The organism is Mycolicibacter acidiphilus, from assembly GCF_018455725.1.
GTDB classification, from domain to species: Bacteria; Actinomycetota; Actinomycetes; order Mycobacteriales; family Mycobacteriaceae; genus Mycobacterium; species Mycobacterium acidiphilum.
The window spans coordinates 1-26,307 of the sequence record NZ_JAHCLR010000058.1; the positions used below are offsets into that span (position 1 = coordinate 1).

The window sequence follows — 26,307 nt, forward strand, 5'->3', positions numbered from 1 at the left end:
CCTCCTCGCGGCTTGACAACCTATAGGAGCATCAACGTCCCGCCGTTAACGCTGGCGCCGGAATTTGTCGCGCAGAGGCGGGCACACGCAGTACCCCCGGGTTCCCGGTACGGCTGCGCCGAAACGTGCGGTCGGGTCAGGAGTTACAACGCGCGGACGACGGCCGGCGCTCGATCAGGGCTTGGGCGCCCAGTCCCACACCGACATGTCGTCGCGCGGGTACTGGTCGCAGACGTCGGTCGACTTGGCGACGACGCCCTTGTTGTTGAAGAAGATCTTGGCGTGGTTCGGCCAGGACAGGGTCACCGGGTCGGCGAAGTTGGTGGCCAGTTCCTCGGAGTAGGCGCGCCGCTGTGCGGGGTCCAGCGAGAAGAACCAGTGCATCTTCTCCTGGGCGGCCTGCTGGGTGGCGACCGGCTTGTTGTGGTAGTCGATCATGTACCGCTCGTAGTAGACCGGCGACGTGTCGCGGGTGGCGGCGAGGATCTGTTCGGCGCTGCAGTCGGTGCGGATGATGCGCCGCGGGATGGGGAAGTCATCGGTGGAGTCGGCGCCGGCGATCGCGGGGAAGAGCGAGGCGGCGATGCCGGCCACCGCAGCGACCGCGGCGCCGCGCAGCACCGGGCTCAGGCGGTGTGTACGCATGGATTTCACTGTAGCCATTTTCGGGCCCTTTCCCTATCCCTGAGTTGAGACGGATGAAGCGGCCGAAGCGACTGCGCCGAGCGGGGGCCATCCGACCCAGAAACCGATGCTACATAACTTTAGTCATGCTACCTAATTTGTCGACCTGGCCTGATGCATGTGATCGCTCACAGCCGGCCGCCCGGTGTGGTGGCCGCACCAAGGCTCACGCGAACGGCTTGGCGAACTCATCGGTGGTCGCGGCCTCCGCTTCGGCGGTGTGCGCGGCCGCCTCCTCGCGCTCCCGTTCGGCTTTGCCGCCCACCAGGGGCAGTACGTTGATCGGCCACCAGAACCAGCGGCCGAGCAGCGCCGCGATCGACGGCGTCATGAACGACCGCACGATCAGGGTGTCGAACATCAACCCCAGCCCGATGGTGGTGCCGATCTGTCCGATGATGACCAGATCGGAGACCGCCATCGACGCCATCGTGAACGCGAAGACCAACCCGGCCGAGGTCACCACCTTGCCGGTGCCGCCCATCGCCCGGATGATCCCGGTGTGCAGGCCGGCGTGCAGTTCTTCCTTCATCCGGGAGACCAGCAGCAGGTTGTAGTCCGACCCCACCGCCAGCAGGATGATGACGCTCATCACCAGCACCAGCCAGTGCAGCGGCATGCCGATGATGTGCTGCCAGACCAGCACTGACAGCCCGAACGACGCACCCAGCGACAGCGCCACCGTGCCGACGATCACCAGCGCCGCGATCAGCGCGCGGGTGATCACCAGCATGATGATGAAAATCAGGCAGAGCGAAGCGATCCCGGCGATCAGCAGGTCGTAGTTGGAGCCGTCGTGCATGTCCTTGAACAGCGCCGCGGTCCCGCCGAGGTAGATCCTGGCGTCCTCCAGCGGCGTGCCCTTGAGCGCTTCCTCGGCGGCAGTGCGGATCTTGTCGATGTGCGAAATGCCTTCGGCGGTGGCCGGATTGCCGCGGTGGCTGATGATCATCCGGACCGCGTGGCCGTCCGGCGACAGGAACATGTTCATGGCCCGCTTGAAGTCGGCGTTCTCGAACACCTCCGGCGGCAGGTAAAACGAGTCGTCGTTCTTGGAGTCGTCGAACGCCTTGCCCATCGCGGTGGCGTTGTCGCCCATCTCCTCCATCTGGGCGAACATGCCCGACATCGTGCTGTGCATCGTCAGCATCATCGTCTGCATGGTCTGCATGGTGTCGATCATCGGCGGGAACGTGGTGAGCATCTGCGGCATCAGCGCGTCCATGTCGCCCAGGGACTTGATCATCTTGTCCATGCTGTCGCTCATCTCGTCGATCACGTCGACCATGTCGAACGCGGAGCGCAGCGAGAAGCACATCGGGATGTCGTAGCAGTGCGGCTCCCAGTAGAAGTAGCTGCGGATGGGCCGCCAGAAGTCCTCGAAGTCGGCGATGTGGTCGCGGACCGAGTAGATCTGCCCCTGCAGAACGTCCATCTCGCCGACCATCTCATGGGTGGTACTGGCCAACTGGCTCATGTAGTCGTACATCTTGCGCATGGTGGCGATGGTCTCGCCCATCGCGTCGGCCTGGGTGAGCATGTCGTCCATGCGCTTCTTCTGGAAGTGCATGGTCTGCATCTGACCGGCGTTCTGCATGCTGATCTGGAACGGGATCGAGGTGTGCTCCAGCGGGGTGCCCTGCGGGCGGGTGATCGCCTGCACCCGGGAGATGCCGACCACCTTGAACACGGCCTTGGCCAGCTTGTCGATGACCAGGAAGTCCGCCGGGTTGCGCAGATCGTGGTCGGCCTCGACCAGCAGCACCTCGGGCATCATCCGGGACTGGGAGAAGTGCCGGTCGGCGGCGGCGAAGCCCTCGTTGGCGGGGATGTCCTTCGGCACGTACTGCCGGTCGTCGTACGCCGGTGCGTACCCGGGCAGCGCCACCAGGCCGACGAAGGCGATCGCCAGCGAGGCGACCAGGATCGGTCCGGGCCAGCGGACGATCGCCGTCGCCACCTTCCGCCAGCCGCGGGTGCTCATCGCACGTTTCGGGTCGAGCAGGCCGAATCGGCTGGCGACGGTGATGATCGCCGGCCCCAGGGTCAGCGCGGCGACCACCGAAACGACCATGCCCGTCGCGCAGGGAATACCCAGCGACCGGAAGTAGGGCATCCGGGTGAAGTGCAGGCAGAACGTCGCCCCGGCGATCGTCAGGCCGGAGCCCAGGATGACATGGGAGACACCGTGGAACGCCGTGTAGTAGGCCGTTTCCCGGTCCTCGCCTGCTTGGCGCGCCTCGTGGTAGCGGCCGATGAGAAAGATCGCGTAGTCCGTACCGGCGGCGATCGCCAGTGAGACCAACAGGTTGACCGCGAACGTCGTCAATCCCACCAGGTGGTGATAGCCCAGGAACGCCACCACCCCACGTGCCGCTCCGAGTTCCAGGCCGACCATGACCAGCAGCAACACGATGGTGGTGACCGACCGGTAGACCAGCAGCAGCATCGTCACGATCACCACGACGGTGACGATCATCATCTTCACCATCGACTTGTCGCCGGCGTGGTTCATGTCGGCGGCCAGCGCCGCGGTGCCGGTCACGTAGACGGTCAGGCCGGGCGGCGTCTTGATCGACTCGACGATGTCGCGCACGGCCTCGGTGGACTCGTTGGCCTTCGCCTGACCGATGTTGCCGACCAGGTTCAACTGCACGTAGGTGGCCCGGCCGTCGGCGCTCTGCGCTCCGACCGCCGTCATCGGGTCGCCCCAGAAGTCCTGGACGTGCTGGACGTGGGCGGTGTCGGCCTTGAGCTTGCCCACCATGTCGGCGTAGTACTCGTGGTCGGCGTCGTCGAGGGGGCGGTCCGCCTCCAGCACGATCATCGCGGTGCTGTCGGAGTCGGACTCGCCGAAGACCTTGCCCATCCGGGTCATCGCCTGCATGGACGGCGCATCGACCGGACTGGCCGAGACGGCGTTCTCCTTGCCGATCTGCTCCAGTGGCGGGATGAAGACGCCGAACGCCACGATCAGCCCGATCCAGCCCAGGATAATCGGGATCGCGAGGCGGCGGATGGTCTGTGCGACGAACGTCCGCTCGGGTCGGCTGTGGCCCGTCATGCGGCCTTCAGTAGACAGAAGGTGTAGGCGTTCACCTCATTGGAGATCCGTTCGGCCTTCACCTCCCCGTCCACCAGAATCCGGCAGCCGATGCTGTTGCTGTCCCCCTGCGCGACGATGTTTCCCACCACGGCCGGCAGGGTGGTGACGATCTCCAGTTTCCACGGCAGGTGGGCACTGTCGACGCGCTGCGGTTCGGAGTTGACGTCGAAGTAGCTGATGTCGGCGATGGTCCCGGGCGGGCCGAAGACCTCGTAGGTCAGGTGCTTGGGGTTGAAGGGTTTGGTGTCGTCGACCTGGCCGTCCGAGTACGACGGCCGGTGCTCGGACCCGAAGAAGCCGTGGATGCGCACCACCATGAACGCGGCGACGGCGATCACGGCCACGATCACGAGGGGTATCCACACCCGGTTCAGCACCTTGAAAATCTCGAGTCCCCTTCACCCGGCACGTTAGGGTACCCTAACAGCACTCACGGAAAAGCTGCAACGCACATAGTGTGCGTTACTGTAGGCCGGTGCGGCAACTCTCATTCCAGCGCGCTCGCAGCGAGGAGAAGAAACGGCAGCGAGCCGAAGCACTGATGGAGGCCGCCCGCTTCGTCGCACAGGAGAACGGCGTCGCCTCGGTGACCCTCACCGCGGTCGCCGGTCGTGCCGGGGTGCACTACTCAGCAGTGCGGCGCTACTTCAGTTCGCACAAGGAGGTGCTGCTGCGCCTGGCCGTGCAGGGCTGGCAGCGCTGGGCGGAGCACGTCTGCACGGCACTGCAGTCGCCCGGTCCGGCATCGCCGGCACGGGTGTCGCGCGCCCTGGCCGACGGGCTCGCCGCGGACCCGCTCTTCTGCGACCTGCTGTCCAACCTGCATCTGCACCTGGAGCACGAGGTCGACCTCGACCGGGTCGTGGAGGTGAAGCGGGACAGCACCGCCGCCGGACTGCGGATCGTCGCCGAGGTGCACCGGGCGCTGCCCGGCCTGACCGAGCAGAACGCACTGGACCTGGTGCTGGCCGCCCACTCGCTGGCCGCGACACTGTGGCAGCTGGCCAACCCGCCCGAGGGCCTCGCCGACGCCTACGCGCTGGACCCGGAGGTGCCGCCGGACTGGAACCTCGACTTCCGCACCGCGCTCACCCGACTGCTCACCGCGACCTGCATCGGGTTGCTCGACCAGTCAGACTGACCGCAGGAACGCCACGATCTGCCGGGCGAACTCCTCGCCGGCGTCCTCCTGCAGGAAATGCCCCGCCCCGCCGATCACCGGATGTTCGCGACCCCGGGCGCCGCGCATCTCCCGGATGAAGATCGGCGCCATCGCCCCGGTGATCGGATCGCCGTCGCTGAACGCCACGAGCATCGGCGTCGGCGACGCGCACAGCGCCGCCCACGCCGCCCGGTTGGCCGGAGCGGCCGGGTCGTCGGGGGCGGTGGGGATCAGCGACGGCATGGCCCGCGGCCCGGCGCAGTGGGCGTCGTCGGGGAACGGGGCGTCGTAGGCGGCCCGGACCTCATCGCTCAGCGGCGTGCGACAACCGGACTGGACGAACCAGCCGACGTTCAACTCGGGAGCGCCCTGGATGGCCTCCCGGAACCGCCACCAGACCTCCGGCATCGGCACGTCGCCGGTCGGCAGCCCGGTGTTGGCGACGACGATCCGCCCGAACCGGTCCGGCTGCTCGGCGGCCAGTCGCAGTCCGATCAGCCCGCCCCAGTCCTGGCAGACCAGGGTCACGTTCCGCAGCTCGAGGACGTCGAAGGCCAACGTCCGGATCCACTCCACGTGGCGGGCGTAGCTGTGGTCCTCGCGGCTCGCAGGCTTGTCGGAGCGGCCGAAGCCGACCAGGTCCGGGCAGATCACCCGGTGGCCGGCGGCGGCCAGGATCGGCATCATCTTCCGGTACAGGAACGACCACGACGGTTCGCCGTGCAGCATCAGGATCGGGTCGGAGTCAGCCGGTCCGTCTTCCACCCACGCGATCCGCAGGGTGCCGCCGTCCAAGTCATCGATCTCGGCGTATTGCGGCGGGTAGCCGAAATCCGGCAGGGCGGCGAACCGGGCGTCGGGGGTCCGCAGTTTCTCCATGACGCCGAACCTACGCCCCTCCCCCAGTGCCGAACGTCACGCTGGCGTGGCGGTCGCCTCCGAGTGCCCCCTGGCGTGACGTTCGGCGTGGAAACCTTTGCGGTGGATACCCCCGTAGGTATTTGGTAGAGTGGCTCACATGTCCATCGCACTGAGCACCTCGATCAGCGGCACCGACTTCGGCACCGCCCTGGCCGACACCCGCAACGCCCTGAAGGACAACGGGTTCGGCGTCATCACCGAGATCGACATGCAGGCCACCCTGAAGGCCAAGCTGGGTGAGGACACCGAGCCGTACGTCATCCTCGGCGCCTGCAACCCCGCCCTGGCGCACCGGGCGGTGTCGATCGAGAAGCAGATCGGCGTGCTGCTGCCGTGTAACGTCGTCGTCCGCCAGGACCCGCACGACCCGACGACCGTGCACATCGATGCGATGAACCCGCAGCTGATGGGGCAGGTCATCGACAACCCGGCGATCGCACCGGTCGCCGAGGAAGTCACCGAGAAGATCCGCAACGTCATCGCCGTCCTGGCCAGCGACACCGCCGGGAGGACCCGCTGATGTGCTACCCCGCACCCTGCCGGGTTTGCGGCAAGACCACCTGGGACGGCTGCGGCGCGCACATCGCCGAGGTGCAGGCCCAGGTTCCACCGGCGCAATGGTGCCCCGGACACCCGGAGGCGAAGCCCGCCGAGCGGCGCTCCTTCTGGCGGCGCTAGGCGCAACGCGGTGGGCCCGCGCACACCACTAGCCTGATCCGGATGACCACACCGCGTGTCGGCACCGAGTTCGGCAGATACCGCATCGTCCGCCCGCTCGGTCACGGCGGCGTCGGTGCGGTCTACGAAGCGTATGACACCAGCAAGAACCGCACCGTCGCGCTGAAGATCCTGGCCCACCGGTACGCGACCGACAGCAGTTACCGCAACCGGTTCCGGCAGGACGTGCACGATGCGGCGATGCTGCGGGCACCGCACGTCGTGCCGATCCACGACTGGGGCGAGATCGACGGGTGCCTGTACGTCGACATGCGTTTGATCGAAGGCCAGTCACTGCAGCGACTGATCCAGGACGGTCCGCTGCCGCCGCAGCGCGCGGTCGCACTGATCACCCAGATCGGCGCGGCACTCGACGCGGCGCACTCGCTCGGACTGACCCACCGGGATGTCAAGCCGCAGAACATCATTGTGACGCCGACGGACTTCGCCTACCTGGTCGACTTCGGGATCGCCCAACCGACCGACGACGCCGGCGTCACGTCCGCTGGCAACCAGATCGACGCGGTCGCCCACCTGGCGCCGGAGCGGTGCCGCGGACAGGAGGCCACCAGCGCCGCTGATGTCTACGCGCTGACCTGCGTGCTCTACACGCTGCTGACCGGGCGTGCCCCGTTCGCCGCGACCACCCTGCAGCAGGCCATCACCGGCCACCTCTCGAGTCCACCGCCGCGGCCCAGTGCCGCCGATCCGCGCCTGCCCGCCGCACTCGACGAGGTGATCGCGATCGGGATGGCCAAGGATCCGCAGAGCCGCTACCCCAGTGCCGGCGCCATGTGCGCCGCCGCGCAGTGGGCACTGTGCACACCGGCCGCGCCGCAGCACCCACCGGTGCCACCGCCGGGATTCGCCCGCGCTCTCGCCGCAACGCCGATACCCGCACCGCGTCAGCCGAATTCAGCGCGGCCGCTCGCCTATGCCGCCCTGGCCATCGCCGTGATCGCACTGGTGGTGGCGATCGGCGGCCACTTCGTCCCGGCAGCGCCCGCCGACGGTGCCGCGCACAGTGCCGCGGCACCGGAGTCGGCCGTCGCACCGGCCTACACGCCGCAGCAGGCCGCCGCGGCGAAGCAGAAGGTCTGCGACGCAACCGGCCTGGCCCGGGCGGTGGTCCAAACCAACACCAACATGACCAACCCGGTCCCCGGCGACCCCGCCGGGGACCTGGGCGTCGCGGCGAATGCGCGACTTGCGCTGGCGCACAGCGCCGATTACGTCCGCGCCGAACTGGCGAAACAGCCGGCGACCCCGCCCGACCTGACCCGGACCGTCAACGCCTACATCGACACGCTGGACGCGTTGGCGATGAACTACCTGGCCGGCAAGACCGCCGAGGAGCAGGGCACTCTGCGGGACCGGCTGACAGATGTTGTCGGGGAACTGGATTCGGCGTGCGAATGATCATCGCCCGCTGTGGGCCAGCAGCCGGTCCAGGAACGGTCGCTGACCGGCCAGCAGTTTGACCCGCGCCTGTTCGACGGCGAACCACTCGACCCGGTCGACTTCGGGGAACTCCCGCATCGTCCCCGACCGCGGCGGCCACTCCAATTCGAACGTATTGCTGTACGCAGCTTGCACATCCAGATCTCCGGCCACCGCGAACACGGTGACCACCTTGCCACCGGCCTGGGTGACCGACCCGAGGTCCAGCCGCGCCCCATCGGGGGCGGGCACACCGACCTCCTCCGCGAACTCGCGGCGCGCCGCCGCCCAGGGATCCTCGTCGCCGGTGTACTCCCCCTTCGGGATCGACCAGGCACCGTCGTCCTTGCGTGCCCAGAACGGCCCGCCCGGGTGGACGATCAGCACCTCGACGGCGGCACCGGCGCCCCGGTACAGCAGCAGTCCGGCACTGTGCCGCGGCATCGACTATCCGCCCACCGCGCGTTCCAGTTCCTCCAGCGCGGTGTCGAGATGCCCGAGCAGTCGCTGCAGGTGCGGCACCGAACGCCGGCAGCCGACCAGCCCGATGTCGAGATTGCCGGCATTGCTGACGACGGTGATGTTCAGCGCCAGCCCGTCCAGCGCGATCGACAGCGGGTAGTTACCGTCCAGGCGGGCACCCGCCCAGTACATCGGCTCGGTCGGTCCCGGCACATTCGAGATGACGATGTTGAACGGCGGCGGGGCCGTCGAGACGAAGCCGGGGATCGCGGCCAGCGCCAGTGGTGCCATGTTGGCCGCGGACAGCGCCAGCGCCTGGGCGCGCGGCAACTCGCTGAACACCTTCTTGTTGCGCCGCATCGATTCGGCGACCGTCTCCAGCCGCTTGGCCGGGTCCACGACGTCGGTGGCCAGGTTGCAGAGCAGGGTGCCGACCATGTTGCCGCCCGAGTCGGCCTCCGCTTCGGTGCGCAGGCTCACCGGCACCATCGCCACCAGCGGCTGATCCGGCAGGGCGTTCTGCTCCTCCAGGTAGGCGCGCAGCGCGCCCGAGCAGACCGCCAGCAGGACGTCGTTGACGGTGGCCCCGGCCGCCCGTTTGATCGCCTGGAACCGCGCCACCGGCCAGGACTGCGCCGCGCAGCGGCGAGCACCGCCGATGTTGACGTTGAACATGGTGCGCGGGGCGGCGAACGGCAGCGTCAACTGCTGTTCGACCAGCGCCGCCCGCGCCAGACCGAACGTCGACGGGCCCAGGGCGGCAACACCTTTGGCAAGCCCCACCAGTTCATTCAGTCGCGACGTCGGTTGCCGCGGCCGCGGCGCGTGCGCCACCGTCCACGGCGCGCGCACGTCGGTGTCAGCCGGATCGGTCGACAGCGTGCGGCGCAGCAGCCGCAGCAGGGAGACGCCGTCGACCAGCGAGTGGTGGATCTTGACGTACACCGCGAACCGCCCGTCGGCCAGCCCCTCCACCAGGTGCGCCTCCCACAGCGGCCGGTGCCGGTCCAGCAGGCTGCCGTGCAGCAGTGACGTCAACTCCAGCAGGTCACGCACCCGGCCCGGCGCCGGCAGCGCGGAGTGCCGGACGTGGTACTCCACGTCGACGTCGTCGTCGTAGGCCCAGCCGAGGCCCGAGATCGCACCGAAGATGGTCGCCGGGTGTTTGCGGAAGGCTGGCTGGAAGTCGCTGAGGCCCAGCAGCGAGTGGTACATCTCGCCGACGAACTCCGGGCCGGCGCCCGCCGGCGGTTCGAACAGCATCAACCCGCCGACGTGCATGGGATGCTCCCGGCTCTCGGCAAGCAGGAACATCGAATCGGTCGGTGACATCAGGCGCATCGGTCTATTACACCCCGATCCGCCCCGGCCCGCTTGCTAGTCTTTCGCGATGCGCCGCGTGTCCGTTCTCTGCGTTGCGGTGGCCGTTTGCTGCGCGCTGCCGACACCGGTCGCGACAGCGGACACGGGGGTGGCCGGCAAGACGGTTTTCCTCGACGCCGGTCACAGCGGGGCCAACGACGCGTCGATGAACCGTCAGGTGCCCAACGGCCGCGGCGGCACCAAGCCCTGCCAGACCAGCGGCACCGCCGGCAACGACGGCTACCCCGAGCACAGCCTCAACTGGGATGTGACCAACCGAATCCGGGCGGCGCTCGATGCGCAGGGCGTGCGCACCGAGATGTCCCGGGGCGACGACTCCTCGGTCGGCCCGTGCATCGATGCGCGGGCGGCCGCGGCCAACGCCGCGCACCCGGACGCGATCGTCTCCATCCACGCCGACGGCGGCCCGGCGTCCGGCCGCGGCTTCCACGTCAACTACTCCAGCCCGCCGCTGAACGAAGCCCAGGCCGGGCCGGCGGTGCGGTTGGCGTCGACGATCCGCGACTCGATGGCCGCTGCCGGAATCCCCGAGTCGAGTTACCTCGGCGCCGACGGACTCTACGGCCGGGCCGACCTGGCCGGGCTGAACCTGGCCGAATACCCGGCGGTGCTGGTCGAATTGGGCAACATGCGCAACGCCGAGGACGCGGCACTGCTGGAGAGCGCCGACGGCCGGGAGCGCTACGCCGCAGCGGTCACGGCGGGCATCGTCGAGTACCTACGCGGGCCATGACGGGAACCCGGCGGGCGGCTGACATCGCCCGGGGCACCCTCGCCGTTCTGGGCGCGGTGCTGCTTGCCGGGTGCGGGACGGGCGAGGTCACCGTGGTGACCGGGCATGCGGTGGCGATGCTCTACAACCCGGGCCGGGTCGGCGGCCTGCCCGCCACCGACGGGCCGAGCGGGCCACGCGGGACACCGCCGCCGGTGACCCCGCGGGTGCAGGACAGCGACGGCGGGGAGATCGACCGGCTAGCGCTGCTGGCGGTCGACGACATCGAGGACTTCTGGACACAGCACTACGCCGACGGGCTGCACGGCCGGTTCACACCGGTGGCGCATCTGGTCTCCTACGACTCCACCGACCCGGCCAATCCCCCGGTCTGCGGCCATCCGGCCTACCAATTCCGCAACGCCATGTACTGCCGCCGGGTGGACACCATGGCCTGGGACCGGGGCAAGTTCATGCCGACGGCCCGAAAGTACTTCGGCCCCATGGCGATCAACGGGGTCATCGCCCACGAATACGGCCACGCCCTGCAGCACATGGCGCACCTGGTGAACCCGCTGACGAAGACCCTGGTCCGCGAGCAACAGGCGGACTGCCTGGCCGGCGTGTACCTGCAGTGGGTGGCGGCGGGGAGCTCACCGCGCGCCGAACTGAGTACCGGGGACGGCCTCAATCATGTGCTGGCGGGGCTGATCGTCACCCGCGATCCGATCTCGACGGCTGATCAGCTGGTCGACGTGTCCGCCGACGAGCACGGCACCGCGCTGGATCGGGTGGGCGCCTTCCAGATCGGGTTCGACGGCGGCGCGGACATGTGTGCCGCCATCGACGGCAAGGAGATCCGCAGGCGGCGCGGGGACCTGCCGCCCGCACTGTTCGACTCGACGACCCCGCAGAGCGAGACGACGATCGATGATTCGGTGCTGGCCACGTTGATGGCGCAGTTGGGGCAGATCTTCGGCCCGGCATCACCGCCGGCGCTGTCCACCTCGGCGGTCGACTGCCCGAGCGGTCAGCGGGCCGACCCGGTGGCCTACTGCCTGGCCACCGACACCGTCGTCGTCGACCTGCCCGCCCTGCAGAAGCTCAGTGCGCCCAGCGATCCCACCGAGCACGGCCTGCCGCAGGGCGACAACACCGGGATATCGGTGGTGACGTCCCGGTACGCCCAGGCGGTGCAGCGCGAACGCGGCGTGAACCTGGACTCGGCGGCCGCGGCGCTGCGCACCGCCTGCCTGACCGGCGTGGCGCAACGCCGGATGGCCGAGCCGATGACGCTGCCATCCGACGGGACCGGGCTGATCCTGGCCGGCGGCGACCTCGACGAGGCGGTCACCGGGCTGCTGATGAACGGCATGGCGGCCAGCGACGTCGGCGGTGACACCGTGCCGGCCGGGTTCACCCGCATCCTGGCGTTCCGGTCGGGGCTGCACGGTGACACCGACGGCTGCTTCGGGCGGTTCCCGTGACCGGGCCGCAGCGGCCGGGGCCGCCGGAGGAACCCTGGTACCTGGCCTACCGGCGGCCGCCACCCAGCCAACCCCCACTCGACCGGCCCCCGGTGCCGGCGCACCGGCCGGCGCCCGCCATGCACACCGCCCCACCCCCGCGGCACCCGCCGCAGCGCCCGGCCCCGGCGGCTGCCGTTGCCGAGGCGCCCGCCCCGGTGCGGAACACGGCGCGCAACCTGCTGATCGGTGTCACCGTGGTGCTGTTCGCGGTGGCCGGGGTGCTGCTGGTCGTGCTGCTGGGCGATCTCGGCGGCGGCGGGGCCGAACTGGACGTCACCGCTGCCCAGCGGGGCGTGCGGGCGGTACTCCTCGACCCGATCAACGGCTATGGGCGCGACGACGTGTCGGCCGTCCGCTGCAACGACGGCCGCAACCCGGTGGTGCGCAGCGGGTCCGGCTTCACCTGCACAGTGACCGTCGACGGTGCCGTGCGCCGGGTGGCCGTGGTGTTCACCGACGACGCCGGGACCTACGAGGTCGACCGGCCACGGTGACGGGCCGGCTCAGAAGGGCGTGACCTTCTCGATCGCGACGAACATGCCGTGGCCGGTGCGGTCGTTGGTGAAACGGGTGCCCTCAACGCTTGGCTGGATCGTCCACCCGGCCATCTGATAAGTCCGCCCGTACTGCAAAACGGTGTCAACGCCTTGACCGGCCCCACCGATGTTTCCGCCGTCTTGGAAATAAAATGCACCCGAGGCGTCTACGACCGCGTTATGAAAGTGGCTGCCGTACGAGGTCATAGGCGCTTGCAAGAAGCCGCTGTTGTTCCCCCCTGCAGACGGTGCCGGCCCGGATGCTTCACATATGACGGATTCTGAGTGGAATGGTGCGGCCGCCGAGTTGAGTAGGCAGCGAACGCGACCCGACTCCGTACGGACGTAAGAACTCGCAGTGGCGGCACTCGGCGCCGGTGCGTCTGGGTCAGGTGGCGGTGGGTCGAGCATCTCGACCCGGCCGTTCTGCCACCGGTAGCGCACGGTGGTGACTCCAGCGGGCGCGCAGGCGTTGCACGCCCCGGGCTGTTTGTAGTCCAGGACGACGGTGTCACCGGTCGTCGCGGCGGTGTTCAGCGACGTAAACCCATAGGCCTTCGATGTGGCCGTACCCAGGTAGTCGCCGTTGTGGAACATCAGGGCGGTGACCGGGGAACTGCCGGTTGCCATCTCCACCGTCACCAGCACCGTCGACAGCGCCGCACACGCGTTGTAGTTGCCTTCGAACGTGGCCGGGTCGGTGCTCCATCGCCAGCCGGTTCCCGGGTACGGGGGCAACTGCTGGACTACGGTGACTACTCGGGAATCAGCCAGATTCACCCCGCAATTCGCTCCGAGTGGCGCGGGCGCAGACTCCGGCACAGACGGGATGGTCGCAACCGCTGCTGTACCCCGTTGGGTTGAGACTGCCGACGACGCCGAGGCGGGCTCCGTCCGACTCCCTCGCGTCAAGCCCAGCGCCACCGCCGCACCAGCAACGATCCCAATCACCGCGGTAGCAGCCACCAGTTGCCAAGCGGTCCATCGGCGACCCCTGCCACCACCGGACGAAGCAGGTGACGACGCCTGCTCCTTTTGAGAATTCGCGTCGTCCAGTGACCCCTCAACCGCGGTATCGGAAAACTCCGAGACCTCGGACTCGGATGGCTGCGCCGAACCTCCCGCTGCTGCGGTCTTCCTGTGATGCTGGGCAGCTTCAATGGCGTGACCCATCACATAGGCCCAGGCGGTGGCGGGCGGGCGTGCCTCCGGCGGGTTTTGCAGGGTGTCGGAAATAATCTGACGCACGGCGAGCGGTACCGACTTGGGCAGGTCGCCTGCGGTGGTGGCGATCTGACTTCCTTGAATTAGCCGAAGTGCGAGTAACCCGAGCTTGTAGACGTCGGAATGGACAGTCGCCAATTCTTCGCCGGATGGCACCTCCCATCCTGGTGTCTCGACCTGCGGAAGCACCGACTGGCCTGCGATACGCATGGCATCACAGTCGACAAAATAAATGGCCTCATGCGGCTCCCGAGCGAAGAGCAAGTTTTTCGGTGATACATCTCCGACACACACCTTATGGCCGTGCAGGAACGCCAGTCCGGACGCCACTTCCCGTAACAGCTGGTAGCGCTGCACATCGTCAATCGTGATGCGCCTGGCATCGAGAACCTCCTGCGGATTCAGCAGATGTTGAAATTCCGCAAGCTCGTAGGCCACCCCCTTCAATGTCGTCAACGGCATGGTGAAGCGGCTCGGAATCTCCGGCATCAAGAATCCCGTCGGCCGTCCGTCTGCCTCGACAACCTCACATGGCCATGCGGCTATCGCGATGAGACGTTCACCATCCCGATGCGATAGTGCGTTCTCAACAAGATTCGGCATCGCTGCCAATGCATCGAAATCGATTTCGTCAACGATCTGAGACTTGTACTCTTTATAAACCATAGCGTCTGTGAAGTCGGTTTTGACGCCTGGCGCTCGATAGATAGTCCCCTGGCCACCCTGACCGATCTTTGTCAGATCGCCCAACTCAGCCCGCTGTATAACCTGTCTCGGCATCACCCACCTAGCCCTCTGTACGTCGACCCGCCGTCATCAGAATGCCCCGAAACCGCATACCGCGGCCACACCGCCACAAGTGTCCTGTCGTCGTCGAACATTTCACGACTGAAATCGACAGCGTGCGCGAACTCGATCACCGATGGCGGCGAAGCAACCCCCAGTACCGCGTGAAAGAGCTTGCCGACTCCACCCTGCCCATCCCCAAGCGGATCACCGACGCCGTCAGTGCCGATCAACAGCACATCTCCGCTGGTGAAATCCACCACCGTCGGCGTGATATCCCGAGGCACCCTGGGCAACCCGGTGACAGCAGCCGATGCAATCCCATCACCGGACGTCGGCTTGCCGCCAAGGACTGGCATGAACTCGCCGTTCGACAGCAGCCAGGCCCCAGAATCACCAACGCAGGTGAGGTACGCGCGGAGGGCGCCCATACCGGTGGGTTCGATCACCGCGCACACCAAGGTGGTCGCAAGTTCTTGTTCGGCACGTATCGGGTCAGGTTCGGCGAGTCCGAACAAGCCCTGAACGCGTTCGGCAAGATCCCATGCGACGCATTTGTACAACTGGAGCCAGTCGATCCGAGTGAGATCGCCATCGATGTGTGCACGCAGCCAATCAGCGGCGACCTTGGTCGCACAAGCGGCCCCGAGGTGTGATTGCGACGCACCCGACACACCGTCTGCAACGGCAACGACGATCCGCCCGCCCGGCAACTGGTGCACGCAGACGTCGTCTTGACGAGGCGCGCCGTTGTAGCAGTGCAGGTGCCCACGTAGGGAAGCCGCCCGGATGGTCGCCGCAGCTGTCGACCATCCGTCTATAACAGCAGCGGGCCGGTAGGGAAACGAGCGGAAGCCGGTGCCGACTGCGGCGGGCTCTCCGACGTGTGAGGGTTGCCCGACGATGATCCGCGGAATACTCAGTGGACCGGTCACATCCGAAACCGGCACTGAATCACCCCTTCCCGAGACAACGGCCTCACGAGAGGGCGTGTGCACCGTTGGATACGGCCAATTCGGTGGTATATCCGAGTACTCCGTGGACGTGCTATCCGCCAACGGAACTGACGCAGTGAGCGCATCACGTCGCTCGGCGGATTCCAGGCGTTCAGTTTCGCTGGGCTGAGTGCTCGACTTTCCACGCCGACCCCATCTGAAGGACACCCTGGCCTCGGCAGCTAGATGACGTCCACGGCCAACGTGAAGCCGGCGGGTCTTTCAAACTGTAACTCGCCCCGCCCTGAGGCGACCGCCTGGCCCGAGCTGACGACTGACTGCGTCAGCGACGTCAGGAACTCCGACAACGCCGCGCCGGTGTCAGCCCCGTGTGCAGACTGGAAGGCGTATTTCTCGTCGGTGGCCAATTCGCACACGATACGGGCATCGGCGTCGCCGATCCCGAAGGCGATGATGTTCGGTCTGGCGGATTCGCCGAGAAGCCTGCCTCGCGCAGCACGCCAGTCTTCATTGCCGTTGGGTTGCCCGTCAGTCAAGAAGAACACCGCTGGGCGCAGCACCGAGAACCCCTGTTTCTTGAGGTGTGGAACGTCAACGGAAATCCGGTGGCGCAACTGATCGAATGCCGCGGAATACGATGTCAGGCCTTGCGCCCTCAGATCTGGAACCCACGCCGTCAACCGCAGATCAGCGGCTTCCAGGTGAGTAAACGCCGAGTCGGAGAAACCGATCACTGAGAATCGCACGCGGGCGGCCGCAAACGGCTGCCTTTGCAACGAATCCTGCAGCGACCACAGCCCGTCATTGAGCTCACCGATGTTGGAGCCCATCGAGCCGGACTCGTCAGCCACGAAATAGACAAGAAGAATCGACCCTTTTGGCTCCACCCAGCGCCCCCGTTCCCACCAAGACGACTCAAGCCCCACCGCGCAGGATGCGTCGACTTGCAACTCTCGGTGACAAGCCACAGCCCAGTGTGCGGACGGCCCGACTGTCATACCATAGTCGCCGCACCGTCGATCGACCTAAGGTGGCCCTTTATGACGACGCCGCAGACGCAGGGGTGGTACGACGACCCTGATGGTTCCGACGCTCTGCGCTACTTTGACGGCGAAGTGTGGACGCCCCAGAGGAAGCGAAAGCCTGCAGCCCCTCAATACCCCGGCACGGAACAGTCGGTCCCGCCGCCTGGAACCGGAGGTCACCCGCCTGTGTCACCCGGATTCGCACCGCCGGCGGATCCCTTTGACGCGTACAGTCCTTCAGGCCACACCAAGCCGAATGCCGCCAACAACGTGCCACCCTGGACGCCACCACCGATTGTGTACGGCTATCCCGGCCCCATCGTGGAGGCTGGTTCTTACCCGTCGGCGCCAGTTGCCGGTCAGGGCATCTCTACATCCCGGATCCCGCAACAACAGTGGCTGGCCAGACTGCAGGGCGGGATGGTCGGTGGTGTCGATCAAGCGATCGGATTGGCGATGGCCGCTGGTGCAGTCACGTTAATTGCCGCCTCGTTCACGACATGGTGTCGGGCCAGGGGTCCCTACACCGATCTCCATGGCATGGGCTCGGTGACCCTTTCATTTCCCGGCATGGGCAGTCCAACTGCGAGTGGAACCTTTACCGACGGTACCGTCTCGGGAACGGTGACAAATCTGGCCAGCTCCGGTGGCGTTTTCCTGCCGTCGAACACCAACCCCGGTTGGGTATCACTCGTACTGGGAATCGTCGTGCTCATCGCGGCACTTGCTTACTTGTGGCTACCGCAGCGTAAATACGTGGCGGCCGCCGTAGCAGCAGTCAGCGCTTCCGCCGCGGTGCTGTGCATCAGCCATCTGTTCGACATCCGCGGCACATTCGGTGATCCCGCAGATGTCGCTGGCATGGACTTCTCGGTGGGCGGAGGTTTGGCTGTCGCGTGCCTGGTGTCATTCGGCCTCGCGATCCTGGGCACCGCCGCGTACCTCATGGGTGCGAAGCAGCAGCCTGGCGGCGACAACCGGGTGCAATAGCAGAGGTGGACTGTCGACGTCCTGAAAGCAGACTTCTCCCAGCACAGATGCACTGGGAGAAGTTTGGCGGTGGCGGAGGGATTTGAACCCTCGGACGGGGGTTACCCGTCACACGCTTTCGAGGCGTGCTCCTTAGGCCGCTCGGACACGCCACCGCGGGACAGCGTACCCAATGAGGTGCCCGTCAGCCCAATCGCTGCCCGGCGAAGAACTTCTCCAGCGGCGCGGCGCACTCGGCGGCCAGCACCCCGCCGCGCACCTCGGGGCGGTGATTGAGCCGGCGATCCCGCACCACGTCCCAGAGCGAGCCGACCGCCCCGGTCTTCGGCTCGAACGCCCCGAACACCAGGCGGGCGACCCGGGCAGCCACCAGCGCGCCGGCGCACATGGTGCACGGCTCCAGGGTGACCGCCAGCGTCGCGCCGGTCAGCCGCCAGCCGTCGCCGAGCACGGTGGCGGCCTGGCGGATCGCCAACATCTCGGCATGCGCGGTCGGGTCGCCGAGCGCTTCGCGGGCGTTGGCGGCCTGCGCCAGCACCGTCCCGTCCGGGCCGAACACCACCGCGCCCACCGGCACGTCACGCGGTCCGGCCGCGGCGGCCGCCGCCAGCGCGGCGCGGATCAACTCCTCGTCAGCCGGCCGGTCGTTCACCGTTGCCGCAGCGCCGCCGTCAGCTGCTCGTCGAAGCCCATCTCCGCGGCGATCCGGTGCAACTGCTCGTCGATGTCCAGATCGGACTCATCGAGGATGACGCTGAGCACGGCTTCGGGCAGCCCGAGGTCGGCGAGCACACCCAGGTCGCCCTCCTCGAACGGCTCGGCGTCCTCGAGGTCTTCGGCGTCGATGTCGGCGTCGAGCTTGTCCAGCACCTCGTCGGCGATGTCGTAGTCCAGCGCCGCGGTGGCATCCGACAGCAGCAGCCGGGTGCCGGCCGGCCCCGGCCGGACGATCACGAAGAACTCGTCGTCGACGTCGAGCAGACCGAAGACGGCCCCGGAACTGCGCAACTCACGCAGTTCGGTCTCGGCGGCCACCAGAGAAGTCAGCGCCGCGGAACGCATCGGGGTGCAGCGCCACTTGCCGTCCTCGCGCACCACCGCCACACCGAACCCGTCCAGCGTCTCCGCCGGCCGGCCCTGCGCAGACACGCCCTGTGTTCCCATGGGCGCTTACGGTAGTCGCCGATTATCACGATGACCAGCACGGTTGGCGGACCGCGGGATATGCCAATGTAGAGGCGTGGCTGACGACACGACGAAGACGCCGGTGTGTGTGCTGGGGCTGGGCTTGATCGGCGGATCGGTGCTGCGCGCCGCCGCAGCGGCCGGCCGGGAGGTGTTCGGTTACAACCGGTCGGCGGACGGGGTGAACGCCGCGGTCGCCGACGGGTTCGACGCCACCACCGACCTGCAGGGCGCGTTGACCCGGGCGGCGGCGGCAGGCGCGTTGATCGTCATCGCGGTCCCGCTACCGCCACTGCCGACGCTGCTGGCCGAGATCGCCCGGCTGGCCCCGCAGTGCCCGCTGACCGACGCCACCAGCGTCAAGGGCCCGGTGCTTGAGATGGTCGTCGCAGCGGGCCTGGCGGATCGGTTCGTCGGCGGGCATCCGATGGCCGGCACCGTCCACTCGGGCTGGCCGGCCGGTGACGCCACGCTGTTCGTCGGCGCGCCGTGGGTGATCAGCGTCGACGACCAGGTGGATCCGGCGGTGTTCGCGACGGTGCTCGACCTGATCCTGGACTGCGGCTCGGTGGCGGTCCCGGCCCGCTCGGACGAGCACGACGCCGCCGCGGCCGTCATCTCACACCTGCCGCATCTGCTGGCCGAAGCGCTGGCCGTCACCGCCGCCGATGTGCCGCTGGCGTTCGGGCTGGCGGCCGGGTCGTTCCGGGACGGCACCCGGGTGGCGGGCACCGCACCGGAGTTGGTGCTGGCGATGTGCGAGGGCAACTGGCTGCGGCTGCTGCCGGCGCTGGACCGCGCGATCGAACTGCTGTCCGGGGCGCGGGACGCGCTGTCGGCGTCGGACTCCATCGCCGAACTGGTCAACCAGGGGCATGCCGCGCGCACCCGCTACGAGAACTTCCCCCGCTCGGAGATCATCGCGGTCGTCGTCGGCGCCGACGGCTGGCGCGCTGAGTTGGCGGCCGCCGGACGGGCCGGCGGGGTGATCAGAGCCGCGCTGCCAACCCTGGATAGTTCACGATGAACCCGTCGTCGTCGACGGTGACGGTGGTGCCCGCCGGGTCGGCGCCCGGGCTGCGCACCGTGATCCCGGCCTCGCCGCTGCTGTAGCTGGTCTCGGCGGTGCTGATCGACATCTCCGGCAGGCGGACGTAGATCGTCGGGAGCGTCACCTCGGCTGCGCGCTCATGCAGCCTGGCCCGCCGGATCGGCAGGGCGTTGAAGAACGGGCTGAACACCAGATCGACGTCGAGCGCGCCCGCATAGCCGGCGCGGGACTGCCCGCGATAGTCGGCGACCAGCCACATGTTCTCCTCGTCACGGGCGATCAGCAGCTGGCGCTCCCGCTCGGCGAGGATGACGGTCAGCCCCAGCCGCTTGGTCGCCCCGGACTCGTCGGTCTGCAGGTCGTAATAGGCGCTGAACGCGGGATGCTCGGCGGTGGCGGCGGCGACGATCTGGCCGTTGGCCCGGATCCGGTTGCCGGACAACTGCACTCGTACCGATTCCATCCGTTCGCCACTCGGCGCCCGCCAGGTCAGGATCGCCGGCCACCGGCCGGCAGGAGCTGCGCTCACCGGACCACCGTAAGCGACCGGTCCACGATGCGCAGCCCCGAGTGGCAGGTCGGACCGGGAACGAGAAACTCTGTCACCAACACGGCGCGATCCGGTTCATTTCCGGCTGTCAGACGGCAAGATGTCACCCATGAGCAGCGACCAGCCCGTGCCCGCCGAGCCCATGCACGACGGGCCCGGGGCGTCACCGCCCGCACCAGAGATGAAGTTCACCCGCGCCGGTGCGCTGTGGGCTGCACTGGTCGCGGGTTTCTTCGCGCTGATCGTGTTGTTGATCTTCGTCACCCAGAACGGCAACACACTGGTGAGCGTCCACTTCCTCGCCTGGACCACCCCTCAACTGCAACTGGGTGTGGTGATCCTGCTGGCCGCCGTCGGCGGCGGGCTGCTCACCGTCCTGGTCGGCACAGTCCGGATCTTTCAACTGCGCCGCGCCGCCAAGAAGGCACTCGCCGCGCACCACCGCTAGCGGCTACCCGCGCTGGTTGCGCGGTAACAGATCCCAGACATGCTCGGTGGTGTTGGTCGCCTCCACCGAGGCCTGACCGGAACGGGAGTACAGCAGCCGGGTCGCCGAGGCGTAGTCGATCGGGAACGACAGCAGCCGTGCGGTGCCCAGAATCTGGTGCAGCACCACGTTGATCACCCCGCCGTGGCTGAAGACGGCCACCGTGTCGTCAGGTCTGGATGCCGCGACCGTGTCGGCCAACCCGGCGGCCACCCGCGCGCAGAACGCCTCCTCGTCCACCCCGGGCGGCAGGTGACCGGCCGCCATCCGCGCCCACGCCCGCGGTTGCTCAGTGCGCAGTTGTTCGACGGGCACGTAGCCGGGCATGTCCCGGTCGTATTCAGCGAAGCGGTCCTCGACGTCGACGGTGAGACCGCGGGCCTTCGCCAGCGGTTCGGCGGTCTGGATCGCGCGCCGCTGCGGGCTGGCGATCACCCGGCTGATCGGAAACCGGGCCAGCGCCTCCGGCAGGCGCCGGGCCTGCTCGATCCCGACGTCGGACAGTTCGGGGTCGGCGCCCTGGCCGTGCTCGCTGCGCAGCGGCAGGGCGTGGCGGATCAGCAGCAACTGCATCGGGTCACCCTACTTTTCCCCCCGTGCAGAGTTCACCGGGTCCACCTGCGGGTTTGCCGGTGAGTTGTGCACGCTCGCGCCAAGGGGGGGTCAGGGGGTGACGATGTTGAAGCCGGGGTCGGGGGCATCCAGCACACCCAGCAGCGTGGTCAGTGCCGCCGGGTCACCGGAGACCGTCAGCCCCGGTGTGGTGGTGTCGCCGAGCGCGGCGCTCAGCAGTCGCATCCGGGTGGCCGCGGTGACGGACGCGTCCGCGCTCACCGGATCGGCCGATGCTCGGCGGTACACCAGCACCCCGTTGCGCAGCGTCACCCGATAGTCAGCGCCGACATCGGCGAACGAGATGTCCAGGGCGAGTTGCAGATCCCATGCACGCGGGCCATTGACGGTGATCGCCAGCATGTCGAAGATCTGCTCGGCGGACAGCTGCGCCAGCACCGTCGGCGACGCCAGCGTGTTGGCCACGCCGAAGTTGCCGTCGCGCAGTTCAGTGGCACCGGACAGGAAGAAGTTGCGCCAGGTCGCGTTCTCGGCGCCGTAGGCCAGCTGCTCCAGGGTGTCGGCGTAGAGCTCCCGGGCCGCGTGGTGCTGACTGTCGGTGAACATGATGTGGTCCAGAAGTGTTGCCGCCCACCGGAGATCACCATCGTCGAACGCCTGCCGCGCCAGTTCGACGGCCCGGTCCGCGCCACCGAGCGCCGCGACGTAGCGCGGCCCCAGCGCCTCGGGAGGGTGCGGCCACAGCCGGGCCGGGTTGCCGTCGAACCAGCCCATGTAGCGCTGGTAGACGGCCTTCACGTTGTGGCTCACCGACCCGTAGTAGCCGCGGGCATGCCACGCGCGCTCCAGCGCCGGCGGCAGCTGGAACTGTTCGGCGATCTCGACGCCGGTGTAGCCCCGGTTGAGCAGTCGCAGCGTCTGGTCGTGCAGGTACGCGTACAGATCCCGTTGCAGCGAAAGGAATTCCACGATCTGCGCCCGGCCCCAGGTCGGCCAGTGATGCGAGGCGAACACGACGTCGGTTCGCTCGGCGAAGGTGTCGATGGCCTCGGTGAGGCAGCCCGCCCAGGCCCGCGGATCGCGCACCAGCGCGCCGCGCAGCGTCAGCAGGTTGTGCAGGTTGTGGGTGGCGTTCTCGGCCAGGCACAGCGCCCGGAACTGCGGGAAGTAGAAGTGCATCTCGGCGGGGGCCTCGGTGCCGGGTGCCATCTGGAACTCGATCTCGACACCGTCGACGGTGTGGGTCTCCCCGGTTCGGCGGATCGTCACGGTCGGCGGGATCAGGGCGAACTCCCCGGTGGAGGTGTTCTGCCCGAGCCCGCAGCCAACCTGGCCCTGCGGCCCGCGCGGCAGCAGCGTCCCGTACATGTAGCTTGCGCGGCGCGTCATCGCGGTTCCGGCGTAGACGTTCTCGGCCACGGCGTGTTCGACGAAGCCCTCCGGCGCCAGCACCGCGACCCGGCCGGCGTCGACGTCGGCCTGGCTGGTCACGCCCAGCACACCGCCGAAGTGGTCGCCGTGACTGTGGGTGTAGATCACTGCCCGCACGGCGCGATCACCCCGGTGCGCACGGTAGAGGGCCAGGGCCGCGGCGGCGACCTCGGTGGAGATCAGTGGGTCGATGACGATGACGCCGGTGTCGCCCTCGACGAACGTGACGTTGGAGATGTCCAGGCCGCGAACCTGGTAGATGCCCGGAATCACCTCGTAGAGACCCTGTTTGGCGGTGAGCTGGGATTGCCGCCACAGGCTGGGGTGCACCGACGGTGGCGGATCGCCCGCGAGGAAGGCGTAGCTGTCGTTGTCCCACACCACCCGGCCGTCGGCGGCGGTGATCACACACGGTTGCAGCGCCGCGATGAAACCGCGGTCGGCGTCGGCGAAATCAGCGGTGTCGTCGAACGGCAGGCCGGTCAGGTGTGCACGGTTGGTCGCGGCGACCGTGGCGCTGACGGGTTTCGGGTCCATGCCGACGAGCCTGCCACCTCACCCCCGTCACCGTGCAGAGTTCACCGGGTCCACCTGCGGGTTTGCCGGTGAGTTGTGCACGGCTGCGCTCAGGGGGAGGCGGGCAGGCGGACGCTGAACTCGGTGTGGCCGGGCCGGCTGTCCACGGCGATGCTTCCGCCGTGCGCCTTGACCACCGCGGCGGCGATCGCCAACCCCAGCCCGGTACTGCCGGCCTTGCGGGACCGTGACGAATCCCCGCGGGCGAACCGCTGAAAGATCTCCCGCTGCAACGGTTCCGGGATACCCGGCCCGTCGTCGGTGACACGCAGCACGACCTCCGGCCCGTCGACGGTCAGCCCCGCGGTGACGACGGTGCCCGGTCCGGTGTGGGTGCGGGCGTTGGCCAGCAGGTTGGTCAGCACCTGCTGCAGGCGGGCGGCGTCGCCGGCGACCAGCACCGGTTCGTCGGGCAGGTCGAGCCGCCACTGATGGTCCGGACCGGCGACGTGCGCATCGCTGACGGCGTCGATCACCAGCGCCGACAGGTCCACCGTCTCGTGCTCCAGCGCCCGGCCGGAGTCGAGCCGGGCCAGCAGCAGCAGGTCTTCGACCAGGGCCGTCATCCGCTCGGACTCCGATATCACCCGACTCAGCGCGTGCGTCACCGCGTCGGGGTCGTCCGGAATGCGTTGCGCCAGTTCGGCGTATCCCCGGATCGCGGTGAGCGGGGTGCGCAGCTCGTGGCTGGCGTCGGCGACGAACCGCCGCACCCGGGTCTCGCTGGCCTGGCGGGTGGACAGCGCCGCGGCGATGTGGTCGAGCATCCGGTTCACCGCCAGGCCCAGCCGGCCTACCTCGGTGTGCGAATCGGCGTCCGCCGGACCGACCCGGACCGGCAGCGTCACCTCACCGCGATCCAGCGGCAGATCGACCACTTCGGCGGCGGTCTGCGCGACCCGGCCCAGCGGCGCCAGCGCCCGGCGGATCACCAGGATCCCGGCGGTGGTGGCGGCGGCGACCGCGAACAGGATCACCACCGCGAAGATCAGCAGCACCCGCAGCACGGTCGCGTCCACCGCGGCCAGCGGCAGCCCGACGACGACCACGTCATCGCCGTGCCGGGCGCGGCCGGCGGCCACCCGGTAGCGGCCGACGCCGTCCAGCCGGACGGTGGCCGGGCGGTGCCCGCCGGCGTCGGCCGCCAGTTCCGCGACGGCGTCCGCACTGAGTTCGGTGCGGGTGCCGGTGCTGTCCAGGTACGCGGCGTTCACCAGGGTGCCGTCGCGGACCACCGCGGCGATCATGCCGACGGGCTGTCCCGGGGCGTCGAGGAAATCCGGGCCGGGTCCGGGCCGGGGTTGATGCCGATGCCGCCAGGACGGCGGTGGCGGCTCTCCGTGCAACCGGGACGAGCGGTGCACGGCATCGGACAGTTGTTTGTCGAGCTGGGTGACCAGGTACTGGTGCAGTGCGAACGCGGTGACCGCCCCGATGCCCAGGCAGGCGATGACGAGGACCGCGATCTGACCGGCCAGCAGGCGGGCCCGCAGTGACCAGGGGCGCCCCGGGCTAGGGGGCGGGCTTGAGGACATAGCCGGCGCCGCGCAGGGTGTGGATCATCGGCTCCCGGCCGCTGTCGATCTTCTTGCGCAGGTAGGAGATGTACAGCTCGACGATGTTGGACCGCCCGCCGAAGTCGTAGTCCCACACCCGATCCAGGATCTGCGTCTTGGACAGCACCCGCTTGGCGTTGTGCATCATGTAGCGCAGCAGTTCGAATTCGGTGGAGGTCAGCGTGATCGGCTCACCGCCGCGGGTCACGTCGTGGCTGTCCTCATCGAGCACCAGGTCGCCGACGACCAGTTGCGCGCCGCTGTCCGCGGTGGCAACCCCGGTGCGCCGCAGCAGCGCCCGCAGCCGCAGCACCACCTCCTCGATGCTGAACGGCTTGGTGACGTAGTCGTCGCCGCCGGCTGTCAACCCGGCGATCCGGTCCTCCAGCGCGTCCTTGGCTGTCAGGAACAGCACCGGCAGGTTGGGGTTGGTCTCCCGCAGTTTGCGCAGCACGTCCAGGCCGCTCATGTCGGGCAGCATGATGTCGAGGACCACCACGTCGGGCCGGTCGGCCTTGGCCGCCGCGATCGCACCGGCGCCGTCACCGGCGCTGACGGTGCTCCAGCCCTCGTAGCGCAGCGCCATCGCCACCATCTCGGCCAGCACGGCTTCGTCGTCGACCACCAGCACCGTGATCGGGGAGCCGTCCGCACGCGCCATCACGACACGTTCGGTCGAGGCGCGCGGTCCGGTCATCGCATTCCAGTATGTCGAAGGCGATGGGCTGTCCCTGTAGCGACACTGTGCCCGCGCTGTGCGCCGCGGCGGTGGTTATCGTCGTCGGCATGACGCGCACACCGCAGCAGATCTTCGACCACCACCTGACCGCGCTCAAGGACGGCGACCTCGACGAACTGGTGGCCGACTACGCCGACGACGCGGTGCTGATCACCGCCGCCGGGGTGGCGCGCGGACGGGACGGCATCCGGGCGGCGTTCGGCCAGTTGTCGTCGGCGGTGTCGATTACCGCACTGCAGACCAAGACCCAGATCTACGACGGCGACGTGCTGCTGCTGGAGTGGGTGCTGGACACCGACGCGGCCCGGGTGGACGGGGTCGACACCTTCGTGTTCGACTCCACCACCGGCCTGATCCGCGTGCAGACGATCTCGCAGTCGGTGCACCCCAAGGGCTGACGACCACCCCGGCAACACCTGACGCAGCGGTCACCGCAGAGCGGGATGTGCTGTTGTGCCCGCCTTCGCGCGACAACAGCGTGGCTCCGGGGCGGACGGCGCGGCCCCGGCCGGCGTTGATGCTCCTA

At 68.4% G+C, this 26,307-nt stretch carries 27 protein-coding genes and 1 tRNA gene; 11 read left to right on the plus strand and 17 right to left on the minus strand.

Annotated features, from left to right (window positions below; translation table 11 throughout):
* Positions 1 to 174 precede the first annotated feature (174 nt).
* The 3 genes from KIH27_RS19360 to KIH27_RS19370 form a co-directional block, all read right to left on the minus strand.
* Positions 175 to 645: a DUF5078 domain-containing protein gene (locus tag KIH27_RS19360; RefSeq protein WP_214094600.1), complete on the minus strand. Its 471-nt coding sequence runs from the start codon at positions 643 to 645 to the stop codon at positions 175 to 177.
* Between the two features lie 205 nt (positions 646 to 850).
* Complete coding sequence (locus tag KIH27_RS19365) at positions 851 to 3,748, minus strand: MMPL/RND family transporter (protein ID WP_214094601.1); 2,898 nt, start codon at positions 3,746 to 3,748, stop codon at positions 851 to 853.
* Entirely contained in the window at positions 3,745 to 4,167 is a 423-nt protein-coding gene (locus KIH27_RS19370) for an MmpS family transport accessory protein (protein ID WP_214094602.1), read from the minus strand. Before KIH27_RS19370 ends, KIH27_RS19365 begins: the two co-directional genes overlap by 4 nt.
* 80 nt (positions 4,168 to 4,247) lie before the next feature.
* Here KIH27_RS19370 and KIH27_RS19375 point away from each other — a divergent pair, with 80 nt between their 5' ends.
* Positions 4,248 to 4,931 carry a TetR/AcrR family transcriptional regulator gene (locus KIH27_RS19375; protein WP_214094603.1) on the plus strand — a complete coding sequence of 228 codons (684 nt, stop codon included), beginning with the start codon at positions 4,248 to 4,250 and terminating at the stop codon, positions 4,929 to 4,931.
* On the opposite strand, the gene KIH27_RS19380 is transcribed toward KIH27_RS19375, so the two are convergent.
* The gene (locus KIH27_RS19380) at positions 4,923 to 5,831 is read right to left on the minus strand and encodes a haloalkane dehalogenase (RefSeq protein ID WP_214094604.1); all 909 of its coding nucleotides are present in this window, start codon (positions 5,829 to 5,831) and stop codon (positions 4,923 to 4,925) included. The genes KIH27_RS19375 and KIH27_RS19380 overlap by 9 nt on opposite strands.
* A 139-nt stretch (positions 5,832 to 5,970) precedes the next feature.
* Between KIH27_RS19380 and KIH27_RS19385 the strand changes: the two genes are divergently transcribed.
* From KIH27_RS19385 to KIH27_RS19395, 3 genes are read left to right on the plus strand one after another with little or no spacing between them, the layout of a single operon-like run.
* Positions 5,971 to 6,393: a DUF302 domain-containing protein gene (locus KIH27_RS19385; protein WP_214094605.1), complete on the plus strand. Its 423-nt coding sequence runs from the start codon at positions 5,971 to 5,973 to the stop codon at positions 6,391 to 6,393.
* Entirely contained in the window at positions 6,393 to 6,551 is a 159-nt protein-coding gene (locus tag KIH27_RS19390) for a DUF8730 family Cys-rich protein (protein ID WP_214094606.1), read from the plus strand. The genes KIH27_RS19385 and KIH27_RS19390 overlap by 1 nt, the downstream gene beginning before the upstream one ends.
* A 42-nt stretch (positions 6,552 to 6,593) precedes the next feature.
* The gene (locus tag KIH27_RS19395) at positions 6,594 to 8,009 is read left to right on the plus strand and encodes a serine/threonine-protein kinase (RefSeq protein ID WP_214094607.1); all 1,416 of its coding nucleotides are present in this window, start codon (positions 6,594 to 6,596) and stop codon (positions 8,007 to 8,009) included.
* On the opposite strand, the gene KIH27_RS19400 is transcribed toward KIH27_RS19395, so the two are convergent.
* Positions 8,010 to 8,474, minus strand: coding sequence for an NUDIX hydrolase (locus tag KIH27_RS19400; RefSeq protein WP_214094608.1), 465 nt, complete (start codon positions 8,472 to 8,474; stop codon positions 8,010 to 8,012).
* A gap of 3 nt (positions 8,475 to 8,477) precedes the next feature.
* Complete coding sequence (locus tag KIH27_RS19405; protein ID WP_214094609.1) at positions 8,478 to 9,833, minus strand: WS/DGAT/MGAT family O-acyltransferase; 1,356 nt, start codon at positions 9,831 to 9,833, stop codon at positions 8,478 to 8,480.
* A 49-nt stretch (positions 9,834 to 9,882) separates the two neighbouring features.
* On the opposite strand from KIH27_RS19405, the gene KIH27_RS19410 reads away from it, so the two are divergent.
* The 3 genes from KIH27_RS19410 to KIH27_RS19420 are packed head-to-tail and all read left to right on the plus strand — an operon-like array spanning position 9,883 to position 12,610.
* Positions 9,883 to 10,608 carry an Rv3717 family N-acetylmuramoyl-L-alanine amidase gene (locus KIH27_RS19410; RefSeq protein ID WP_214094610.1) on the plus strand — a complete coding sequence of 242 codons (726 nt, stop codon included), beginning with the start codon at positions 9,883 to 9,885 and terminating at the stop codon, positions 10,606 to 10,608.
* Positions 10,605 to 12,074, plus strand: a complete 1,470-nt coding sequence (locus KIH27_RS19415; protein ID WP_214094611.1) for a neutral zinc metallopeptidase — start codon at positions 10,605 to 10,607, stop codon at positions 12,072 to 12,074. Before KIH27_RS19410 ends, KIH27_RS19415 begins: the two co-directional genes overlap by 4 nt.
* Positions 12,071 to 12,610 carry a DUF4333 domain-containing protein gene (locus KIH27_RS19420; protein ID WP_307856951.1) on the plus strand — a complete coding sequence of 180 codons (540 nt, stop codon included), beginning with the start codon at positions 12,071 to 12,073 and terminating at the stop codon, positions 12,608 to 12,610. The genes KIH27_RS19415 and KIH27_RS19420 overlap by 4 nt, the downstream gene beginning before the upstream one ends.
* 9 nt (positions 12,611 to 12,619) lie before the next feature.
* On the opposite strand, the gene KIH27_RS19425 is transcribed toward KIH27_RS19420, so the two are convergent.
* The 3 genes from KIH27_RS19425 to KIH27_RS19435 all read right to left on the minus strand — a co-directional run bounded on the left by KIH27_RS19425 (position 12,620) and on the right by KIH27_RS19435 (position 16,469).
* Positions 12,620 to 14,626 (minus strand): LppP/LprE family lipoprotein, encoded by a 2,007-nt coding sequence (locus tag KIH27_RS19425; protein ID WP_214094612.1) that lies wholly within the window; start codon positions 14,624 to 14,626, stop codon positions 12,620 to 12,622.
* Positions 14,627 to 14,655: 29 nt separating this feature from the next.
* Positions 14,656 to 15,612 (minus strand): protein phosphatase 2C domain-containing protein, encoded by a 957-nt coding sequence (locus KIH27_RS19430; protein ID WP_214094613.1) that lies wholly within the window; start codon positions 15,610 to 15,612, stop codon positions 14,656 to 14,658.
* Between the two features lie 227 nt (positions 15,613 to 15,839).
* Positions 15,840 to 16,469 (minus strand): vWA domain-containing protein, encoded by a 630-nt coding sequence (locus KIH27_RS19435; RefSeq protein ID WP_214094614.1) that lies wholly within the window; start codon positions 16,467 to 16,469, stop codon positions 15,840 to 15,842.
* A 189-nt stretch (positions 16,470 to 16,658) separates the two neighbouring features.
* Between KIH27_RS19435 and KIH27_RS19440 the strand changes: the two genes are divergently transcribed.
* Positions 16,659 to 17,633 carry a DUF2510 domain-containing protein gene (locus KIH27_RS19440; protein WP_214094615.1) on the plus strand — a complete coding sequence of 325 codons (975 nt, stop codon included), beginning with the start codon at positions 16,659 to 16,661 and terminating at the stop codon, positions 17,631 to 17,633.
* A gap of 64 nt (positions 17,634 to 17,697) precedes the next feature.
* On the opposite strand, the gene KIH27_RS19445 is transcribed toward KIH27_RS19440, so the two are convergent.
* The 3 genes from KIH27_RS19445 to KIH27_RS19455 all read right to left on the minus strand — a co-directional run bounded on the left by KIH27_RS19445 (position 17,698) and on the right by KIH27_RS19455 (position 18,797).
* Positions 17,698 to 17,788: transfer RNA gene (locus KIH27_RS19445), tRNA-Ser, on the minus strand.
* Between the two features lie 29 nt (positions 17,789 to 17,817).
* Entirely contained in the window at positions 17,818 to 18,285 is a 468-nt protein-coding gene (locus KIH27_RS19450; RefSeq protein ID WP_214094616.1) for a nucleoside deaminase, read from the minus strand.
* The gene (locus tag KIH27_RS19455) at positions 18,282 to 18,797 is read right to left on the minus strand and encodes a tRNA adenosine deaminase-associated protein (RefSeq protein WP_214094617.1); all 516 of its coding nucleotides are present in this window, start codon (positions 18,795 to 18,797) and stop codon (positions 18,282 to 18,284) included. The genes KIH27_RS19450 and KIH27_RS19455 overlap by 4 nt, the downstream gene beginning before the upstream one ends.
* 103 nt (positions 18,798 to 18,900) lie before the next feature.
* Here KIH27_RS19455 and KIH27_RS19460 point away from each other — a divergent pair, with 103 nt between their 5' ends.
* Positions 18,901 to 19,845: a prephenate dehydrogenase gene (locus KIH27_RS19460; protein WP_307856952.1), complete on the plus strand. Its 945-nt coding sequence runs from the start codon at positions 18,901 to 18,903 to the stop codon at positions 19,843 to 19,845.
* Here the strand turns inward: KIH27_RS19460 and KIH27_RS19465 are convergent.
* The gene (locus KIH27_RS19465) at positions 19,808 to 20,332 is read right to left on the minus strand and encodes a putative glycolipid-binding domain-containing protein (RefSeq protein WP_250150419.1); all 525 of its coding nucleotides are present in this window, start codon (positions 20,330 to 20,332) and stop codon (positions 19,808 to 19,810) included. The two genes, KIH27_RS19460 and KIH27_RS19465, sit on opposite strands and share 38 nt — an antisense overlap.
* A 187-nt stretch (positions 20,333 to 20,519) precedes the next feature.
* Between KIH27_RS19465 and KIH27_RS19470 the strand changes: the two genes are divergently transcribed.
* On the plus strand, positions 20,520 to 20,867 hold the full coding sequence (locus KIH27_RS19470) for a LapA family protein (RefSeq protein ID WP_372451430.1): 348 nt from the start codon (positions 20,520 to 20,522) through the stop codon (positions 20,865 to 20,867).
* Positions 20,868 to 20,870: 3 nt separating this feature from the next.
* On the opposite strand, the gene KIH27_RS19475 is transcribed toward KIH27_RS19470, so the two are convergent.
* The 4 genes from KIH27_RS19475 to KIH27_RS19490 all read right to left on the minus strand — a co-directional run bounded on the left by KIH27_RS19475 (position 20,871) and on the right by KIH27_RS19490 (position 25,703).
* Entirely contained in the window at positions 20,871 to 21,479 is a 609-nt protein-coding gene (locus KIH27_RS19475; RefSeq protein WP_214094620.1) for a histidine phosphatase family protein, read from the minus strand.
* 90 nt (positions 21,480 to 21,569) lie between these two features.
* The gene (locus tag KIH27_RS19480) at positions 21,570 to 23,447 is read right to left on the minus strand and encodes an alkyl/aryl-sulfatase (protein WP_214094621.1); all 1,878 of its coding nucleotides are present in this window, start codon (positions 23,445 to 23,447) and stop codon (positions 21,570 to 21,572) included.
* An 89-nt stretch (positions 23,448 to 23,536) separates the two neighbouring features.
* Positions 23,537 to 25,021 (minus strand): sensor histidine kinase, encoded by a 1,485-nt coding sequence (locus KIH27_RS19485; RefSeq protein ID WP_214094622.1) that lies wholly within the window; start codon positions 25,019 to 25,021, stop codon positions 23,537 to 23,539.
* Complete coding sequence (locus KIH27_RS19490) at positions 24,999 to 25,703, minus strand: response regulator transcription factor (protein ID WP_214094626.1); 705 nt, start codon at positions 25,701 to 25,703, stop codon at positions 24,999 to 25,001. The genes KIH27_RS19485 and KIH27_RS19490 overlap by 23 nt, the downstream gene beginning before the upstream one ends.
* A gap of 125 nt (positions 25,704 to 25,828) precedes the next feature.
* On the opposite strand from KIH27_RS19490, the gene KIH27_RS19495 reads away from it, so the two are divergent.
* Complete coding sequence (locus KIH27_RS19495; RefSeq protein ID WP_214094623.1) at positions 25,829 to 26,179, plus strand: nuclear transport factor 2 family protein; 351 nt, start codon at positions 25,829 to 25,831, stop codon at positions 26,177 to 26,179.
* The last annotated feature ends 128 nt before the right edge of the window (positions 26,180 to 26,307 follow it).

What these genes read in the sequence shown, in the direction of transcription:
- KIH27_RS19480 (WP_214094621.1), bottom strand. Translation starts at nt 23,447, where the DNA reads ATGGACCCGAAACCCGTCAGCGCCACGGTCGCCGCGACCAACCGTGCA.
- KIH27_RS19360 (WP_214094600.1), bottom strand. Translation starts at nt 645, where the DNA reads ATGCGTACACACCGCCTGAGCCCGGTGCTGCGCGGCGCCGCGGTCGCT.
- KIH27_RS19390 (WP_214094606.1), top strand. Translation starts at nt 6,393, where the DNA reads ATGTGCTACCCCGCACCCTGCCGGGTTTGCGGCAAGACCACCTGGGAC.
- KIH27_RS19395 (WP_214094607.1), top strand. Translation starts at nt 6,594, where the DNA reads ATGACCACACCGCGTGTCGGCACCGAGTTCGGCAGATACCGCATCGTC.
- KIH27_RS19475 (WP_214094620.1), bottom strand. Translation starts at nt 21,479, where the DNA reads ATGCAGTTGCTGCTGATCCGCCACGCCCTGCCGCTGCGCAGCGAGCAC.
- KIH27_RS19405 (WP_214094609.1), bottom strand. Translation starts at nt 9,833, where the DNA reads ATGCGCCTGATGTCACCGACCGATTCGATGTTCCTGCTTGCCGAGAGC.
- KIH27_RS19415 (WP_214094611.1), top strand. Translation starts at nt 10,605, where the DNA reads ATGACGGGAACCCGGCGGGCGGCTGACATCGCCCGGGGCACCCTCGCC.
- KIH27_RS19385 (WP_214094605.1), top strand. Translation starts at nt 5,971, where the DNA reads ATGTCCATCGCACTGAGCACCTCGATCAGCGGCACCGACTTCGGCACC.
- KIH27_RS19465 (WP_250150419.1), bottom strand. Translation starts at nt 20,332, where the DNA reads ATGGAATCGGTACGAGTGCAGTTGTCCGGCAACCGGATCCGGGCCAAC.
- KIH27_RS19400 (WP_214094608.1), bottom strand. Translation starts at nt 8,474, where the DNA reads ATGCCGCGGCACAGTGCCGGACTGCTGCTGTACCGGGGCGCCGGTGCC.
- KIH27_RS19455 (WP_214094617.1), bottom strand. Translation starts at nt 18,797, where the DNA reads ATGGGAACACAGGGCGTGTCTGCGCAGGGCCGGCCGGCGGAGACGCTG.
- KIH27_RS19495 (WP_214094623.1), top strand. Translation starts at nt 25,829, where the DNA reads ATGACGCGCACACCGCAGCAGATCTTCGACCACCACCTGACCGCGCTC.
- KIH27_RS19365 (WP_214094601.1), bottom strand. Translation starts at nt 3,748, where the DNA reads ATGACGGGCCACAGCCGACCCGAGCGGACGTTCGTCGCACAGACCATC.
- KIH27_RS19380 (WP_214094604.1), bottom strand. Translation starts at nt 5,831, where the DNA reads ATGGAGAAACTGCGGACCCCCGACGCCCGGTTCGCCGCCCTGCCGGAT.
- KIH27_RS19410 (WP_214094610.1), top strand. Translation starts at nt 9,883, where the DNA reads ATGCGCCGCGTGTCCGTTCTCTGCGTTGCGGTGGCCGTTTGCTGCGCG.
- KIH27_RS19485 (WP_214094622.1), bottom strand. Translation starts at nt 25,021, where the DNA reads ATGTCCTCAAGCCCGCCCCCTAGCCCGGGGCGCCCCTGGTCACTGCGG.
- KIH27_RS19470 (WP_372451430.1), top strand. Translation starts at nt 20,520, where the DNA reads ATGTCACCCATGAGCAGCGACCAGCCCGTGCCCGCCGAGCCCATGCAC.
- KIH27_RS19490 (WP_214094626.1), bottom strand. Translation starts at nt 25,703, where the DNA reads ATGGCGCGTGCGGACGGCTCCCCGATCACGGTGCTGGTGGTCGACGAC.
- KIH27_RS19440 (WP_214094615.1), top strand. Translation starts at nt 16,659, where the DNA reads ATGACGACGCCGCAGACGCAGGGGTGGTACGACGACCCTGATGGTTCC.